This window comes from Lelliottia nimipressuralis, from assembly GCF_041464075.1.
Lineage (GTDB): Bacteria > Pseudomonadota > Gammaproteobacteria > Enterobacterales > Enterobacteriaceae > Enterobacter > Enterobacter nimipressuralis.
This window is the reverse complement of the sequence record NZ_CP167172.1, coordinates 667182-683122: the sequence shown is the minus strand read 5'-3', so window position 1 is coordinate 683122 and position 15941 is coordinate 667182. Positions and strand designations below refer to the sequence as shown.

The window sequence follows — 15941 nt, the reverse complement described above, 5'->3', positions numbered from 1 at the left end:
CTGAATATTAACAGCGTGCTAATTAACAGCAGGCTTACTCAACAATCTAACCTTACCCTAAAACATTCGCGTTGCAGACAGGCGGCAGGCGAGCAAATCCCCGGAAGCGATACGTCCGTGACTGAGGTGAACGAGCACAGCCAACGCACCTGTGGCCCGAAGCAGGAGGGGTAAGAAGGTGGCATCAACAAGAGGGACGTTAATGCCGGACTATTTCTCGTTTATCAATGAAGTCCTGTGGGGCTCAGTAATGATTTATCTGTTACTGGGGGCCGGGATTTGGTTTACCGTTCGCAGCGGTTTTATTCAGTTTCGCTACATTCGCCAGTTTGGCAAAAGTCTTAAAAACAGCGTCAGCCCCCAGCCCGGTGGATTAACGTCCTTCCAGGCGCTCTGCACCAGTCTTGCGGCACGCGTCGGAAGCGGGAATCTCGCCGGTGTGGCACTCGCCATCAGCGCGGGCGGCCCTGGCGCCGTGTTCTGGATGTGGGTCACAGCCATTATCGGAATGGCGACCTCCTTTGCAGAGTGCTCGCTGGCGCAGCTCTACAAAGAGCGGGACAAGCACGGTCAGTTTCGCGGCGGCCCGGCCTGGTACATGGCCCGAGGGCTGGGTATGCGCTGGATGGGCGTTCTGTTTTCCCTTTTCCTTCTCGTCGCCTACGGTCTTATTTTTAACACCGTTCAGGCCAACTCCGTGGCCCATGCTGTGCGCTATGCCTTCGACTTCCCGGAATGGATAACGGGTGTCGTCCTGGCGGTACTGACGCTGCTGGTGATCGTGACCGGTATCAAAGGTGTTGCGCGCCTCATGCAGTGGCTGGTTCCGGCCATGGCCCTGCTGTGGGTGATCGCAAGTCTGGTGGTCACCGCCGCGCATCTCGAACAGGTTCCAGGGGTGATCGCCACCATTTTCAAAGCCGCATTTGGCTGGCGAGAAGCCGCCGCTGGCGCACTGGGATACACCCTCAGCCAGGCGCTGACCGCGGGGTTCCAGCGCGGTATGTTCTCAAACGAAGCCGGTATGGGTTCGACGCCAAATGCGGCCGCGGCGGCAGCGTCATGGCCCCCTCACCCGGCGGCTCAAGGGATCGTGCAGATGATCGGTGTGTTTACTGACACCATTATCATCTGTTCAGCCAGCGCGATGATTGTGCTGCTGGCGGGGCCGGTACCTCATTCCGCAGATGCCGTTGGAATTCAGATAATCCAGCAGGCGCTGGTGAATCTCTCAGGCAGTTGGGGCGCCGGATTTGTCTCGCTGATTGTGATTCTCTTCAGCTTCAGCTCTATCGTCGCCAATTACATTTATGCCGAGAATAACCTGATATTCCTGCGCATCGATTCACGCAACACCCTGTGGTGTCTGCGCGTCGCGCTCGTCGGTATGGTGTTGACAGGTTCGGTGATGAGCCTGCCGCTGGTCTGGCAGCTGGCGGATGTGATTATGGCGCTGATGGCAATCACGAATCTGACAGCCATTCTGCTACTGTCGCCGGTGGTGACGCTGATTGCCAGTGATTATCTACGCCAGCGGAAACTGGGCGTGAGGCCGGTGTTTGACGCCACCCGCTATCCCGAAATCGAGTCACAAATTGCCCCGGGCAGCTGGGATGATTTGCCACGGCAATAACAGTCATCGATCAAATCAGGCCGTTTTTTTGCTAAAGTCGCACTAAATTTCCTGCAAGGACTGGATATGCTGATTCTGATTTCACCTGCAAAAACGCTCGATTACCAGAGCCCGCTCGCCACCGAGCGCTATACCCAGCCCGAACTGCTGGATCATTCCCAGCAGCTGATCCGCGAGGCGCGCAAACTTTCCGCCCCGCAGATTGGCAAGCTGATGAGCATCAGCGACAAACTCGCCGATCTCAACGCCACCCGCTTCCACGACTGGCAGCCGGACTTTACGCCGAAAAACGCCCGCCAGGCGATCCTCGCCTTTAAAGGTGATGTGTATACCGGCTTGCAAGCGGAAACGTTCAGCGAAGCCGATTTCGATTTTGCCCAGCAGCACCTGCGTATGCTCTCGGGTCTTTACGGCGTGCTGCGCCCGCTGGATCTGATGCAGCCGTACCGCCTGGAGATGGGCATTCGTCTGGAAAACGCCAAAGGCAAAGATCTGTACAACTTCTGGGGCGATATCATCACCGAGAAGCTAAACGACGCGCTGAGCGCTCAGGGCGATAACATCGTGATCAACCTGGCATCTGACGAATACTACAAATCCGTGAAGCCGAAAAAGCTGAACGCCGAGATCATCAAGCCGGTATTTTTGGATGAGAAGAACGGTAAGTTCAAAGTGATCAGCTTCTACGCCAAGAAAGCGCGCGGGCTGATGAGCCGCTACATCATCGAAAACCGCCTGACGAAGCCAGAACAGCTGACTCACTTTAACAGCGAAGGGTATTTCTTTGACGGCGAAGCGTCAGGGAAAGGCGAACTGGTGTTTAAGCGTCACGAGCAGTAATTCCCCGTGGCGCTACGCTTCCCGGAGCGACTCGTCGCTCTGCTAAGCGCAGCGCCATCAGGCAGTGTTAATGATGTTTCCAGTCCGGTCCCTTGCCGTGGTTATCATGCTTATCGCCATGACGATTATCGTGAGGCTCGCGATGCTCGTCATGCGGATGCCAGCGGTTGTCGCGCCATTCGTAATGCGATTTCCACCAGTCATGGTCGCGCCAGCGGCCGCCATCCCAGTAGTGTCCGCTTTTATCCTGATCGCCAATCTGTAATTTAACCGCCGGGATCAGCGTGATCTCTCCGGCCTGTACCACTGCGGGAGCGACCAGCATCAGCGAAAGTGCGAGCATTGCAGGTTTCAGTTTAGACATAGGTGACTCCTTCATATTCTTGCCCAACGTGGGCCGATGTAAGGAGATTACGTGAGGGAAGTCGGGGATGTTATTCTCTGCAATCCTAATCTCTAAGTGAGCGCATTTATTGGGAATTTCTGCTTTTTCCCTGCATTTTTTCTCCTTATTTTCTCCATAAAAAAACCGGGCGAACCCGGTTTAGCTGGCTATGTGCGTTCTGTTAGCCGGTTAGGCGAAGCCGCCACCCGGCACAACCCTCACTCGCGCGTCATCATCAGCTGACGCAGCGCCGCAAAATCTGCTGGCAGAGTGTGGGAGAGCAGCGGCAGATCGGCGCGATCGGCCAGCTCTTTCGGCAACGGCAGCGATTCACCCAGGATCTCATCCACGCTCTCTTTGAACTTCGCCGGGTGCGCCGTTCCGAGGAACAGGCCATACTCGCCCGGATTAAGCTGGTCGCGCAGCGCACGATAGGCAATCGCCGCATGCGGCTCGGAGGTATACCCCACCGCTTTCAGCTCACGCATCGTCGCTTTGGTAGTGTCATCACTCACCGCCGCATAGCCGAGATCGCCCAGACGCCAGATCTTACGGCGAAACAGCTCTTCCACGCGCGGCCAGTTGTTCGGCTGGCTCACGTCCATCGCGTTAGAGAGCGTCGCCTGCGTCGCGTTTGGCGTCCACTTGCCATCCTTCAGGAAGCGTGGAACGGTGTCATTGGCGTTGGTCGCCGCGATAAAACGCTTCACCGGCAGGCCCAGGGATTTGGCCAGCAGCCCGGCGGTCAGATCGCCAAAGTTGCCGCTTGGGACAGAAATCACCAGCTGATTGCGGGCTTCCTGCGGCAGTTGCGCCACCGCCTCGAAGTAGTAGCAAATCTGCGCCAGCAGACGGCTGATGTTGATTGAGTTCGCCGAGTTCAGCCCCAGCGCCACTTTCAGCTCTTCGTCGTCGAAGGCCTGTTTCACCAGCGCCTGACAGGCATCGAAATCGCCGTCGATGGCGACGGTTTCAATATTGCCGCCGAGGGTACAGAACAGTTTTTCCTGCAGCGGGCTGATTTTGCCCTGCGGATAGAGGATCACCACGCGCACGTTTTTCAGGCCGTAAAACGCGTGAGCCACCGCTGCACCGGTATCACCAGACGTCGCCGTCAGAATGGTGACCGGTTTGTCGCCGCTGATGTGCGTCAGCATCTGCGCCATAAAGCGCCCGCCGAAATCTTTAAACGCCAGCGTCGGGCCGTGGAACAGCTCCAGACAGCCGATGTCCGGCTCAACGGATTTCACCGGCGCCGGGAAGGCAAACGCATTGCGCACGCGCGCTTCCAGCAGTTCGTGAGGAATTTCATCGCCAATAAAGGCAGAGAGGATTTTCGCGCTGCGGCTGACGAAATCCTGCTTCAGCATTTCATCGACTTCCGTCAGGCTAAACTCCGGCAAATCATGCGGAAAAAACAGCCCCTGATTTTTGCCCAGCCCCTGAGTCACCGCCTGCGCGAAGCTCACCTGCTCGTTATGATCTTTAAGATTGTAGAGTTTCATCGTTTATCCCAGTACTCGTGCGCCTGCCGTGTCCAGACGGCAAATATGAACAAAGCCTTCCTGATTTTGCAGGTAATTTTTCGCCAGCCAGTCTGCCACGCGCTGCGCGGTGTCCGGCTTATCACAAAGGGCGAACAGCGTCGGGCCTGAGCCCGAAATACCGCACGCCTGCGCGCCGATATCCAGTGACGCCTCACGCGCTTCATTGAAGCCCGGCAGCAGTTTGGTGCGGTACGGCTCGGCAATCACATCTTTCATCAGCTTCGCGGCGAGGGCTGGCTGACGGGTATAGCAGGCGTGAATAAAGCCCGCCAGATGACGACCGTGCGCGATACAGTCCTGACGACGATACTGCGCAGGCAGAATTGCACGCGCTTCGGCGGTCGAAACTTTAATCCCCGGATAGGCCAGCACCCACAGCCACTCATCAAAGCCTGGCACCTGCTGGCTGATAATGCCGTTCTCTTCGATCATCAGCTGCATCCCACCAAGGAAGCACGGCGCGACGTTATCATAGTGAATGCTGCCAGAGATGCGCCCTTCCAGTTCGCCCATCAGTGACAGCAGGCGGGTGTTGTTAAGCGGTTTGCCGCAGTGTTCGTTCATCGCCACCAGCGCGGCGACGACGGAACAGGCGCTGGAACCTAGCCCGGAGCCAATCGGCATACTTTTTTCAAGGGTCATGGCGACCGGCACGTTTTTACCGATCTCCTGACAGAAGCGCTCCCAGCACTGGTAGACAATATTCTCGCGCGGCTCTGGCGGCAGCTTGTTGGCGAAGCGGCCAATGTTATTGAGGCTGAAACTGTCCGCCGCTTCGACGGTGACGGTATCACCCAGCAGCGAACCGTCGAGGGGCGTTACCGCCGCACCCAGCACATCAAATCCGACGCTCATATTAGCGCTGGAAGCCGGGGCATAAACTTTGACCATGTTAAACTCCTAACTTCCATGACAGGGTACGCAGCAGATCGGCAAACACGCCCGCCGCCGTCACATCATTCCCTGCGCCATAACCGCGAAGTACCAACGGTAATGGCTGATAATAGTGGCTGTAAAACGCCAGGGCGTTTTCGCCGTTTTTCACTTTAAAGAGCGGATCGTTCCCGTCCACTTCAGCAATCTTCACGCGGCACACGCCGTCGTCTTCGATGTTGCCAACATAGCGCAATACTTTGCCTTCATCACGGGCTTTTGCGATACGTGCCGCAAAGTCGTCATCCAGCTGCGCTAAGCGATCCATAAAAGTAGCGACATCGCCGCTGTCATCAAAACTTGCAGGCAGCACCGGCTCGATGACGATATCCGACAGCTCCAGCTCACGGCCGGTTTCACGGGCGAGGATCAGCAGCTTACGCGCGACATCCATGCCCGAGAGATCGTCACGCGGGTCTGGCTCGGTATAGCCCAGCTCACGCGCTTCACGGGTGGCTTCCGAGAGGCTCATCCCTTCATCCAGCTTGCCGAAAATGAACGACAGAGAACCGGAGAGAATGCCGGAGAAGCGCTGCAGTTCATCACCCGCGTTCAGCAAGTTTTGCAGGTTCTCAATGACCGGCAGCCCCGCGCCGACGTTGGTGTCGTAGAGGAACTTACGGCGAGACTTGCTGGCCGCGGTGCGCAGCTGATGGTAGTAATCCATCGACGAGGTGTTGGCCTTTTTGTTCGGCGTCACCACGTGGAAACCTTCGCGCAGGAAGTCAGCATACTGATCGGCGACGGCCTGGTTTGAGGTACAGTCCACAATCACCGGATTAAGCAGGTGATACTCTTTCACCAGACGAATCAGACGGCCAAGATTAAACGGCTCTTTCGCCTGCGCCAGTTCATCCTGCCAGCTTTCCAGATTCAGCCCGTGGACGTTGGTCAGCAGCGCTCGGGAATTCGCCACGCCGCAGACGCGCAGATCGATATGCTTGTTCTTCAGCCAGCCCTGCTGACGCTTCACCTGCTCCAGCAACGCGCCGCCCACACCGCCGACGCCAATGACGAACACTTCGATCACCTGATCGGTGTTGAACAGCATCTGGTGCGTGACACGCACCCCGGTGGTCGCGTCATCATTGCTCACCACCACCGAAATCGAGCGCTCGGAAGAGCCCTGGGCAATGGCCACAATATTGATGTTGGCGCGTGCCAGCGCGGCAAAGAATTTGGCGGAGATCCCGCGCAGGGTGCGCATTCCGTCGCCGACGACCGAGATAATCGCCAGGCGTTCCTGGATCGACAGCGGTTCCAGCAGCTCTTCTTTCAGCTCCAGATAAAACTCATCTTCCAGCGCACGACGCGCACGGCCACAATCCGCCTGCGGCACGCAGAAGCTGATGCTGTATTCAGAGGAGGACTGCGTGATGAGCACAACGGAGATACCGTTGCGCGACATCGCGGCAAACACACGTGCGGCCATGCCGACCATGCCTTTCATCCCCGGACCGGAGACGCTGAACATCGCCATGTTATTGAGGTTAGAGATGCCTTTGACCGGCAAATCGTCTTCATCATGGCTCGCGCCAATCAGCGTTCCTGGCGCCTGCGGGTTACCGGTATTTTTAATGAGGCAAGGGATCTGGAACTGGGCAATCGGGGAGATGGTGCGTGGATGGAGGACTTTTGCGCCGAAATACGACAGCTCCATCGCTTCCTGATACGACATCGATTTCAGCAGCCTTGCGTCCGGCACCTGGCGCGGATCGCAGGTATAGACGCCGTCAACGTCCGTCCAGATTTCGCAGCAATCGGCGCGCAAACAAGCAGCCAGCACGGCGGCAGAGTAGTCGGAGCCGTTACGGCCCAGCACCACGAGTTCGCCCTTCTCGTTACCGGCAGTGAAGCCCGCCATCAGAATCATATGGTCAGCCGGGATTTTACTGGCAGCGATGCGACGGGTAGATTCGGCGATATCGACGGTGGATTCGAGGTAATGGCCCACCGCCAGCAGTTTTTCGACCGGGTCGATCACCGTGACATGGTGACCACGCGCTTCCAGCAGGCCCGCCATGATAGCGATTGAGAGTTTTTCACCGCGGCAAATCAGCGCCGCGTTGATGCCATCCGGGCATTGTCCCAGCAGGCTGATGCCGTGCAGGACATGTTTGATCTGTGCGAACTCTTGTTCCACTAAGGCTTTCAGCCGGGCGAGCGGGAAGCCTGGCTGGATATCTGCCAGCCCCTGAAGCAGCTCGGTAAAAATGCGCTCGGCATCGCTGATGTTCGGGAGAGCATCCTGGCCACCGATGGTTTTTTCAATCATCGCCACCAGGTGGTTAGTAATTTTCGCCGGGGCAGAGAGCACGGTTGCCACCTGCCCCTGCCTGGCGTTGCTTTCCAGGATATCGGCAACGCGCAGAAAACGTTCTGCGTTTGCCACTGATGTACCGCCGAACTTCAAGACTCGCATGGTTTACCTCGTGATCTTTGGTCGAAAAAAAAGCCCGCACTGTTCAGGTGCGGGCTTTTTTCTGTTTTTCCTGTTACGCGTCAGCCCGCATCGTTACCTGTGGTAATGATGATGGTTGTTGTAATGGTGGTGGTGCTAACGCGATTCATGGATGTTGTGTGCTCTGTGTTGTTTTCTGTCTGTCCTGTATTCTTTTAGGGTTAAAGTATCCGGCACCTTAAGTCAATGAATTTTTAATTTGATCACAATTTGTAACCCTTTCACGACCCGCTGCTTGCGGTTTTATTTTTATCCGGATACAACCAGTTGCAACCCTTATCGACAGACGGTTAATCCATACGAAAAACAAATGTCAGGTTTTTATTCTGCCAATTTTTTTTCGATATCGTGCAGCAATCGGTGCAACATTGCCGTGTCGCGCTGCTCAAGCAACCCTAGTCGCTGATGAAGCCAGTCCACCATTTTCTGATCGTCCGCCACGCCAAGCTGGGTTAAGAGCGAGTGCGTTCGCGCGCGCAACGCCCGCAGCTGGTTTTCATCCCCGCCGTTCACGTCGGGCGCGGAAATTTGCATTAAAGATGCTAATTGATAGCAATAGACCATCACCGCCTGGCCGAGATTAAGGGACGGATAATCTGCCACCATCGGCACACCGGTCAGCACGTCTGCCAGCTCCAGCTCTTCATTGGTCAGGCCCGAGTCTTCGCGGCCAAAAACCAGTGCCGCTTTGGTTAGCCACGCGCTTTTTTCTTCCAGCAGCGGCACCAGTTCGGTTGGCGTCGCGTAATAATGATACTTCGCCCGGCTGCGGGCGGTGGTCGCGACGGTGAAAGAAATGTCGTGCAGCGCGTCGGCGAGTGTCGCGTAAGTGGTTATGTTATCGAGGATTTCACCCGATCCATGTGCAACCCAACGGGCGGCTGGCTCGAGGTGCGCCTCGCTGTCTACGATGCGCAAATCGGTGAATCCCATGGTCTTCATTGCCCGGGCGGCAGCGCCAATATTTTCTGCTCTTGCTGGCGAAACCAGCACTATCGATAAGTGCATTTTTGCTCTCTTTTTAATCAGTTAGCCGGTAAAAGTGTGACGCAGCTCAACATATTACGCAGCGCGAATTTACAAAATTGCAACACAAATCACCGAAATAGCGTTTCACCATGAATTAAAAGCGCTAAACTGTTCCGTAACGGAACTAGTGATTCAAATGTTAACAGACATTAGTTATCCGTATGTTTAATAATGATAATACTCGTATTGATTGGTTTTTCGAATTGGATTCGCGTTGTTTATTAATCAATATCTGCAACTAGTTGGTTTATTGAAAAATTGTGACAAAGGCTAGCAATCAGATACGATGATTTCATCAAACTGTTAACGTGCTACAATTGAACTTGATATATGTCAACGAAGCGTAGTTTTATTGGGTGTCCGGTGTCACTTAGCCTGTTATGTTGCTGTTAAAATGGTTAGGATGACAGCCGTTTTTGACACTGTCGGGTCCTGAGGGAAAGTGCCCACGACCAAGCTAATGATGTTGTTGACGTTGATGGAAAGTGCATCAAGAACGCAATTACGTACTTTAGTCACGTTAGGCCGATCATGTTAATTTGCGACATGTATCAGGCAGGTCAGGGACTTTTGTACTTCCTGTTTCGATTTAGTTGGCAATTTAGGTAGCAAACATGCAGACCCCGCACATTCTTATCGTTGAAGACGAGTTGGTAACACGCAACACGTTAAAGAGCATTTTCGAAGCAGAAGGCTACGATGTCTTTGAAGCGACCGATGGCGCAGAGATGCATCAGATCCTTTCTGAAAATGATATCAACCTGGTCATCATGGATATCAACCTGCCCGGGAAAAACGGCCTTCTTCTGGCACGCGAGCTGCGTGAACAGGCGAACGTGGCGTTAATGTTCCTGACAGGCCGTGATAACGAAGTTGATAAAATTCTTGGCCTGGAAATCGGCGCTGATGACTACATCACCAAGCCGTTTAATCCTCGCGAGTTAACCATTCGTGCACGCAACCTGCTGTCCCGCACCATGAATCTGGGTACGGTGAGTGAAGAGCGTCGTAGCGTAGACAGCTACAAATTCAACGGCTGGGAACTTGATATCAACAGCCGTTCGCTGGTTAGCCCGAACGGTGAACAGTACAAACTGCCGCGCAGTGAATTCCGCGCCATGCTGCACTTCTGCGAAAACCCGGGCAAAATTCAGTCCCGTGCAGAGTTGCTGAAGAAGATGACGGGCCGCGAGCTGAAGCCGCACGACCGTACTGTTGACGTGACGATCCGTCGCATTCGTAAACACTTCGAGTCTACGCCGGATACGCCAGAAATCATCGCCACTATCCATGGCGAAGGCTATCGTTTCTGCGGCGACTTGCAGGAATAATCCCGCTCTCAACGCAGTAAAAACGGCGCTTAACGCGCCGTTTTTTTATTTCCAGATCCGTAACGAATCCGGGTTCTCTTCACTTTTCGGCATACTGCGCTTCACCTGTGTGAGCGAGTACCAGTCAAAGTGCCGCGTCAGATACATCACCGCAAACAGCGCTAACGCCAGCACGCCCGACCCCAGCAGCAGCGCGCTGTCTTCCGAACGCAGCAGGAACCACATCACACCGTCCAGGCCTAACAGCGCCACGACAAACACCGCGCTTCGCTTCCAGCCCTTCAGCACCGCCTGCAGATATACCCCGTTCATCAGTGCCCCGACCAGGCTTGCGATAATCCAGGCAGGGGTAAAGCCCACATGTTCTGACAACGCCAGCAGCACCAGGTAGAACAGCACCAGCGACAGCCCCACCAGCAGATACTGCATCGGGTGCAGACGAAGGTGAGAGAGCGTTTCGTAGACAAAGAAAGCCATAAACGTCAGCGCAATCAACAAAATGGCATACTTAATCGCGCGGTCAGTTAACTGATACTGATCGGCAGGCGTCGCCACCGTCACGCTAAAGGCTGGAACGTCACGAAACGAAGGCGTTTCACTCGCGCTGAACACGCTTGCAAGATTGTTCGCAAACCAGCTGCTTTGCCAGTGGGCCTGAAATCCTGAGGCGCTGATTTCGCGCTTCGACGGTAAGTAATCCCCCATAAAACCAGGGTGCGGCCAGTTGCTGCGCAGTGTCAGCTCGCTGTTACGCCCGACCGGCACGACGGAGAAACTGCCCGTCCCGTTGAGATTCAACGCCATCTCCAGTTCGATGTTTTTTGCATTGAGCGTCTCCCACGTCAGCGGAATGTGAATCCCCGCCTGCTCCCCCAGGATGCCGGAACCCGGCTCTACGGTCATGGTTTCGCCGTTCACTTTCGACACGTTCACCGCGCCGATCCCACGCGCATCACCGACGCCAACGGCCACAAACGGCTGGCCCAGCGTGATGGTTTCCCCTTTGAGCTGGTCCAGCTTATCCGTATTAAATTGCGCTTTCAGTTTCAGATCAGTGCTCCAGATCTGCCCGTCGTAGATGCCGATGCTTCGGGATTCGACCTGCTGATTGCCGTCAATCACCAGCGATTCCGGCAGCAAAAAGTGCAGGAAACTGCGCTTGTGCTCAACCTGAACCTTATCTTCAATCGTGTAATAAATTTCCGTTACCGGAATCGCGATTAACGGGCCGGTGAGCTGCTGCGGCCCGCTGGTGCTTTGACGCAGCGTATCTTCGACGTCATCGCGATAGCTGGCACGCTCCGAAATCAGGTTGCTTACCATAAACAGCGGAACTAACAGCAGCAGGATGCACCCCATCAGGGTGCTAACTTTCCAGAACAGTGGGGATTTTTTCATTGCCTTCTCCTTAGTGATGGAGAGAGCGTAACGTGGCTATGTGCGCGGAATTTGAAGTTATGTGAAGGGACGGTGAAGTGCCAAAATAGCCTCAACGCCGCCTGCTTCGCGATTGCAAAGTTGAATATCGCCGTGATGCAGACGCGCCACCTCCTGCACAAACGCCAGCCCAAGGCCGCTGCTCTTCAGGCCCGTTTCGCGCGGAAGTGAGTAAAAGCGCTCAAAGATGCGGGCCAGGGCGTAATCCGGAATACCGCTGCCGCTGTCGGTCACTTTCAGCAGGATCTGCTTCTGCACTGCTTCAGCGGCGAGCGCGATACTCCCGCCGTGCGGCGTAAAGTCGATGGCGTTATCCAGCAGGTTGCCCAGCGCCTGCTCCAGCAAATCCGCGTCACCCTCGACCGTCTGCACGTCGACCTGGCAACTCAGGTGGATATTTTTTGCCGCCAGCAGCGTTGCGCGCGCGTCGCTGATGCGCGTGAACAGCGCAGTAATATTGACGGTGCCGGGGATAATCTCCACGCGGTTTTCCAGCTTCGCCTGCTCCAGCAGCTTTTCGACCAGCGACTGCATCCGCGCGTTCTGCACCAGAATATTGTCGATAAACCGCGCGGCCACAGGCGCTGGCGGCTGCTCTGACAAGATCTCCGCCGCGCCGCGAATCGCCGCCAGCGGGCTTTTCAGCTCATGGGTCAGGGCGTGAACGTAATGCTCAATATAATTTTTGCCTTCGAGGCGGATACGCATGTTTTCCAGCGCCTGCGCCAGCTTGCGCAGCTCGCTGCTGCCCGGATCGGGCAACGGCAGCGGCGTGTCGTGGGTCACAGAATCCGCGTAGCGCGACAGGGAACTGATGGAACGGTTGATCCACCACGCCACAATCAGCCCTATCAGCAGGGCAATCCCCAGCAGCGCGCCGCCCGCCCAGAGAATGCGCCGCTCGCTGCGGTGGATCACCGGCGCCATAGCGCTGTTCGGTTTCCCCACCGACAGCACGCCGATGATTTTTCCCCGATCAACAATGGGTGCCGCCACGTACATCACGGTGCTCTCAGGGTCGTTGGGATCGTCCTGGGTACTGCGCGCGCCGTACTGTCCGCGCAGGGTGCGCCAGACATCATTCCAGCGCGAATAATCCTCGCCCAGCCCTTTGCCGGTGGAATCAAACACCACTTTGCCCTGCGCGTCGGTCATGTAGACGTGATATTCGTTGCGCACTTTGTAGATGCCGCCAATATTGGCGCGAAACGGGCGTTGATGCAGCTGCGAGAAAGCCTGCGCAACTCTGCCGTTTTGGGGATCATTCGCCAGCAGATCGTCGCGCCCCACTTCCGCCAGCAGCGTGGCGGTATCAATCAGTGTCCCCTCGGTGGCCCTGCGTACGCCGGGTTTCACCTCCTGCACAAAGATCGACAGCACAAACCAGGCGGCGATTGCGACAATCAGGAAATAGCCCAGCAGCAGCCGCATGCCGATGCGCATTACGACAGCCCCAGGCTGTAGCCCATGCCACGATGGGTGCTGATGGGCGAAAGTTCCGCATTCACGGCGCGCAGTTTGGCGCGCAGGGTTTTGATATGGGTATCCACGGTGCGATCGAAGCTGTCGCCATCCTCGCCCCAGACTTTGTCCATCAGCTGCTGGCGGGAAAACACCCGGCCAGGCGCGTGGAGCAAGGTTTTAAGCAGCAAAAATTCGTAGCGCGTTAAAAGTAATGCTTCGCCGCACCAGCTGATCTGCGCGGCGGGTTCGTTGAGTTCAAACTGCCCGATGCGCAAGATCTCCGAAGGCAACGCCGATTTCTGCATCCGTCGCAAAATGGTCCGCACCCGGGCGCACACTTCGCGCGGCGAGAAAGGTTTGGCGACGTAATCATCGGCCCCCATTTCGAGGCCCAGCAGTTTATCCACCTCATCGCTGCGGGCCGTGAGGAACAGCACCGGCAGCGACGGATGTTGCGCCAGCAGCTGACGACACAGCTCGAAACCGCTGATATCCGGCAGACCCACATCCAGAATCGCGAGCGCAGGCGCCTGACGCCGCGCCTCTTCGAGCGCAGGCAGCCCGCGTTCGAAGGACTTCACCGCGAAGCCTTCCTGCGAAAGCATGTAGATTAGCGTCTCGGCGATGCTAATTTCGTCTTCCACCAGCCAAATCAACGGTTGCTGCATCCTGTGCCCCTGAGTTAGCGCCACGGCATGATCGGCACGGCGCTCAGTGCGTTTTTCGGCGATCCCTCAACCACTTTATCGGAGTAAGCGAGGTACGCCAGCGTGTTCCGTTTAGCATCATAGAAACGTACGACCTGCAGTTTTTTGAACACCAGCGAAGTGCGTTTCTGGAACACCACATCGCCCTGCGCTTTGCCGTTTTTAATTTTGTCGCTCAGCTCCACCGGCCCCACCTGCTGGCAAGAGATCGCCGCATCGGCCGTATCTTCAGCCAGCCCCAGCCCCCCTTTGATCCCGCCCGTTTTCGCGCGGCTGATATAGCAGGTGACGTTCTTCACATCGGGATCGTCAAAGGCTTCGACCACGATTTTATGGTCCGGGCCAAAGATTTTAAACACGGTATCGACGGAGCCAACTTCTTCGGCCAGCGCGTTACGACCCACTAACAGCATCAGAGCGGTGAAGATCAATGTCTTGTATTTCATATTGTTACCATTCTTTAAAATTGCATTGAGCGATTATTCAACAAACAGGATAAAAATGTAGCAAGATCACAGGATTAGCAATTTGATGCCCATAATGTGCGGCAAAAAGCATTAATGCGCAAAAAAAACACTGAATGCTAAAACATCAAAAAATGCTATTATCCGCTACCCTGTTATCAGGCACCTGCTGTTTTAAGGATGAGGATAGTATATGGATCAGGCTGGAATTATTCGCGATCTGCTTACCTGGCTAGAAGGTCATCTGGACCAGCCTTTGTCACTGGATAATGTGGCGGCAAAAGCAGGTTATTCCAAGTGGCATTTGCAAAGGATGTTCAAGGATGTCACCGGTCATGCTATCGGTGCCTATATTCGTGCACGTCGTCTCTCAAAATCGGCGGTGGCCTTGCGCCTGACAGCGCGTCCGATTCTGGATATTGCGCTGCAATACCGTTTTGACTCGCAGCAGACCTTTACTCGCGCTTTCAAAAAACAGTTCTCGCTGACGCCTGCGCTCTATCGTCGTTCACCCGACTGGAGTTCGTTTGGCATGCGCCCGCCGCTGCGTCTGGGCGAATTTGCGATGCCAAAATATGAATTCGTCACCCTACCAGAGACGCACCTGATTGGCACGACGCAAAGCTACTCCTGTTCGCTGGAACAGATTTCTGAATTCCGTCATCAGATGCGCACCCAGTTCTGGCGCGATTTCCTGAGCCATGCCCCGGCTATCCCGCCGTTGCTGTATGGCCTGAACGAAACGCACCCAAGCCAGGAAAAGGACGACGAGCAGGAGGTGTTCTACACCACCGCGCTCACGCCTGAGATGGCCAACGGCTATATTCAGGGCTCGAAGCCGGTCGTGCTGGAAGGCGGTGAATACGTGATGTTCAACTATGAAGGGCTGGGAACGGGCGTTCAGGAGTTTATCCTGACTGTTTACGGTACCTGCATGCCGATGCTGAATCTGAACCGCCGTAAAGGTCAGGACATTGAGCGCTACTATCCGGCCAGCGATGCTAAACCGGATGAAGGCCCAATCAATCTGCGTATGGAATTCTTAATTCCTATTCGCCGCTAACGCTGCAATTCATCCAGCGCAGGGGCGTCCAGATGCGAGATGTCCCCTGCCATTTCCACCACCCAACCAGACGCCAGCCACGGGCTTTCCTGATAGTCGATACGGGAAATAGAGCAGTTGCGCAGACGCAAACGGCGCTCGGCATAGGCCGGCAGCCCAAGAATGGTGCTCACCAGGCAGCCCAGGGCGATACCGTGGCTCACCAGCAGCGGTCGGCTACCTGCCGGTAGCTTGAGGCAATCTGCCAGTGCCGCCTGAACGCGCACGCTCAGCTCCTGCATGGACTCCCCCTCAGGAATACGGCCATCTTCGGTGCCGTTGACCAGCGTACGACGCCAGCCCTCTTCCTGCTCCGTCAGAGAATCCACATGACGTTTTTCCAGCACGCCCATGTCGAGCTCACGCAGGCGAGGATCGAGGATAATGTCGCACCCGCAGGCCTCAGCGATAATGCGCGCCGTTTGCTGCGTGCGCCCTAAATCGCTGGCGATAATGTGCGTGATGCCCAGGGTTCTGGCGCGCTCCGCAACCTGCCATGCTTGTTGCTCACCTTTGGCGGTGAGAGGACTGTCTGACTGGCCTTGAATACGTCGCTCGGCGTTCCACTGCGTTTCACCGTGGCGAACAAGGTAAACCTGTAACATGTT

Annotated in this window: 16 protein-coding genes and 1 other annotated feature; of the genes, 4 read left to right on the top strand and 12 right to left on the bottom strand. The window is 55.8% G+C overall.

Annotated elements, in window-relative coordinates; genetic code table 11:
• Positions 1–202 precede the first annotated feature (202 nt).
• Together ACB496_RS03235 and yaaA are read left to right on the top strand one after the other, a co-directional pair.
• On the top strand, positions 203–1633 hold the full coding sequence (locus ACB496_RS03235) for a sodium:alanine symporter family protein (RefSeq protein WP_102104561.1): 1431 nt from the start codon (positions 203–205) through the stop codon (positions 1631–1633).
• 66 nt (positions 1634–1699) lie between these two features.
• Positions 1700–2473: a peroxide stress protein YaaA gene (gene yaaA, locus ACB496_RS03230; protein ID WP_371974417.1), complete on the top strand. Its 774-nt coding sequence runs from the start codon at positions 1700–1702 to the stop codon at positions 2471–2473.
• Between the two features lie 67 nt (positions 2474–2540).
• On the opposite strand, the gene ACB496_RS03225 is transcribed toward yaaA, so the two are convergent.
• The 7 genes from ACB496_RS03225 to yjjY form a co-directional block, all read right to left on the bottom strand.
• Complete coding sequence (locus tag ACB496_RS03225; protein ID WP_100777708.1) at positions 2541–2837, bottom strand: DUF2502 domain-containing protein; 297 nt, start codon at positions 2835–2837, stop codon at positions 2541–2543.
• A 239-nt stretch (positions 2838–3076) separates the two neighbouring features.
• Positions 3077–4363, bottom strand: a complete 1287-nt coding sequence (gene thrC / locus ACB496_RS03220; protein ID WP_371974415.1) for a threonine synthase — start codon at positions 4361–4363, stop codon at positions 3077–3079.
• A gap of 3 nt (positions 4364–4366) precedes the next feature.
• Complete coding sequence (thrB, locus tag ACB496_RS03215) at positions 4367–5296, bottom strand: homoserine kinase (RefSeq protein WP_100777710.1); 930 nt, start codon at positions 5294–5296, stop codon at positions 4367–4369.
• Position 5297: 1 nt separating this feature from the next.
• Positions 5298–7760 (bottom strand): bifunctional aspartate kinase/homoserine dehydrogenase I, encoded by a 2463-nt coding sequence (gene thrA, locus ACB496_RS03210; RefSeq protein ID WP_102104556.1) that lies wholly within the window; start codon positions 7758–7760, stop codon positions 5298–5300.
• Between the two features lie 23 nt (positions 7761–7783).
• Positions 7784–7902, bottom strand: a sequence feature (Thr leader region).
• Positions 7841–7909 carry a thr operon leader peptide gene (gene thrL, locus ACB496_RS03205; protein WP_107704209.1) on the bottom strand — a complete coding sequence of 23 codons (69 nt, stop codon included), beginning with the start codon at positions 7907–7909 and terminating at the stop codon, positions 7841–7843. (Overlaps the previous feature by 62 nt.)
• 211 nt (positions 7910–8120) lie before the next feature.
• Positions 8121–8807 (bottom strand): tRNA/rRNA methyltransferase, encoded by a 687-nt coding sequence (locus tag ACB496_RS03200; RefSeq protein ID WP_371974412.1) that lies wholly within the window; start codon positions 8805–8807, stop codon positions 8121–8123.
• Between the two features lie 399 nt (positions 8808–9206).
• The gene (yjjY, locus tag ACB496_RS03195; RefSeq protein WP_001303782.1) at positions 9207–9347 is read right to left on the bottom strand and encodes a protein YjjY; all 141 of its coding nucleotides are present in this window, start codon (positions 9345–9347) and stop codon (positions 9207–9209) included.
• Positions 9348–9442: 95 nt separating this feature from the next.
• Between yjjY and arcA the strand changes: the two genes are divergently transcribed.
• On the top strand, positions 9443–10159 hold the full coding sequence (gene arcA / locus ACB496_RS03190) for a two-component system response regulator ArcA (RefSeq protein WP_006174002.1): 717 nt from the start codon (positions 9443–9445) through the stop codon (positions 10157–10159).
• Positions 10160–10204: 45 nt separating this feature from the next.
• Here the strand turns inward: arcA and creD are convergent, their stop codons facing one another.
• The 4 genes from creD to creA are packed head-to-tail and all read right to left on the bottom strand — an operon-like array spanning position 10205 to position 14213.
• Positions 10205–11557: a cell envelope integrity protein CreD gene (creD, locus tag ACB496_RS03185; RefSeq protein ID WP_371974409.1), complete on the bottom strand. Its 1353-nt coding sequence runs from the start codon at positions 11555–11557 to the stop codon at positions 10205–10207.
• 57 nt (positions 11558–11614) lie between these two features.
• Positions 11615–13039 carry a two-component system sensor histidine kinase CreC gene (gene creC, locus ACB496_RS03180; protein ID WP_371974407.1) on the bottom strand — a complete coding sequence of 475 codons (1425 nt, stop codon included), beginning with the start codon at positions 13037–13039 and terminating at the stop codon, positions 11615–11617.
• Positions 13039–13728, bottom strand: coding sequence for a two-component system response regulator CreB (creB, locus tag ACB496_RS03175; protein ID WP_231276743.1), 690 nt, complete (start codon positions 13726–13728; stop codon positions 13039–13041). The genes creC and creB overlap by 1 nt, the downstream gene beginning before the upstream one ends.
• A 14-nt stretch (positions 13729–13742) precedes the next feature.
• Positions 13743–14213 (bottom strand): protein CreA, encoded by a 471-nt coding sequence (creA, locus tag ACB496_RS03170; protein WP_100777716.1) that lies wholly within the window; start codon positions 14211–14213, stop codon positions 13743–13745.
• Between the two features lie 211 nt (positions 14214–14424).
• On the opposite strand from creA, the gene robA reads away from it, so the two are divergent.
• Positions 14425–15294: an MDR efflux pump AcrAB transcriptional activator RobA gene (gene robA / locus ACB496_RS03165; RefSeq protein WP_100777717.1), complete on the top strand. Its 870-nt coding sequence runs from the start codon at positions 14425–14427 to the stop codon at positions 15292–15294.
• On the opposite strand, the gene gpmB is transcribed toward robA, so the two are convergent.
• Positions 15291–15938 (bottom strand): 2,3-diphosphoglycerate-dependent phosphoglycerate mutase GpmB, encoded by a 648-nt coding sequence (gene gpmB, locus ACB496_RS03160; protein WP_100777718.1) that lies wholly within the window; start codon positions 15936–15938, stop codon positions 15291–15293. The two genes, robA and gpmB, sit on opposite strands and share 4 nt — an antisense overlap.
• Positions 15939–15941: the final 3 nt, after the last annotated feature.

Excerpts from the sequence above, each read along its gene's own strand:
- creB (WP_231276743.1), bottom strand. The coding sequence starts at position 13,728 with ATGCAGCAACCGTTGATTTGGCTGGTGGAAGACGAAATTAGCATCGCC.
- ACB496_RS03200 (WP_371974412.1), bottom strand. The coding sequence starts at position 8,807 with ATGCACTTATCGATAGTGCTGGTTTCGCCAGCAAGAGCAGAAAATATT.
- thrB (WP_100777710.1), bottom strand. The coding sequence starts at position 5,296 with ATGGTCAAAGTTTATGCCCCGGCTTCCAGCGCTAATATGAGCGTCGGA.
- ACB496_RS03225 (WP_100777708.1), bottom strand. The coding sequence starts at position 2,837 with ATGTCTAAACTGAAACCTGCAATGCTCGCACTTTCGCTGATGCTGGTC.
- creD (WP_371974409.1), bottom strand. The coding sequence starts at position 11,557 with ATGAAAAAATCCCCACTGTTCTGGAAAGTTAGCACCCTGATGGGGTGC.
- gpmB (WP_100777718.1), bottom strand. The coding sequence starts at position 15,938 with ATGTTACAGGTTTACCTTGTTCGCCACGGTGAAACGCAGTGGAACGCC.
- ACB496_RS03235 (WP_102104561.1), top strand. The coding sequence starts at position 203 with ATGCCGGACTATTTCTCGTTTATCAATGAAGTCCTGTGGGGCTCAGTA.
- thrA (WP_102104556.1), bottom strand. The coding sequence starts at position 7,760 with ATGCGAGTCTTGAAGTTCGGCGGTACATCAGTGGCAAACGCAGAACGT.
- thrC (WP_371974415.1), bottom strand. The coding sequence starts at position 4,363 with ATGAAACTCTACAATCTTAAAGATCATAACGAGCAGGTGAGCTTCGCG.
- creA (WP_100777716.1), bottom strand. The coding sequence starts at position 14,213 with ATGAAATACAAGACATTGATCTTCACCGCTCTGATGCTGTTAGTGGGT.
- arcA (WP_006174002.1), top strand. The coding sequence starts at position 9,443 with ATGCAGACCCCGCACATTCTTATCGTTGAAGACGAGTTGGTAACACGC.
- robA (WP_100777717.1), top strand. The coding sequence starts at position 14,425 with ATGGATCAGGCTGGAATTATTCGCGATCTGCTTACCTGGCTAGAAGGT.
- creC (WP_371974407.1), bottom strand. The coding sequence starts at position 13,039 with ATGCGCATCGGCATGCGGCTGCTGCTGGGCTATTTCCTGATTGTCGCA.
- yaaA (WP_371974417.1), top strand. The coding sequence starts at position 1,700 with ATGCTGATTCTGATTTCACCTGCAAAAACGCTCGATTACCAGAGCCCG.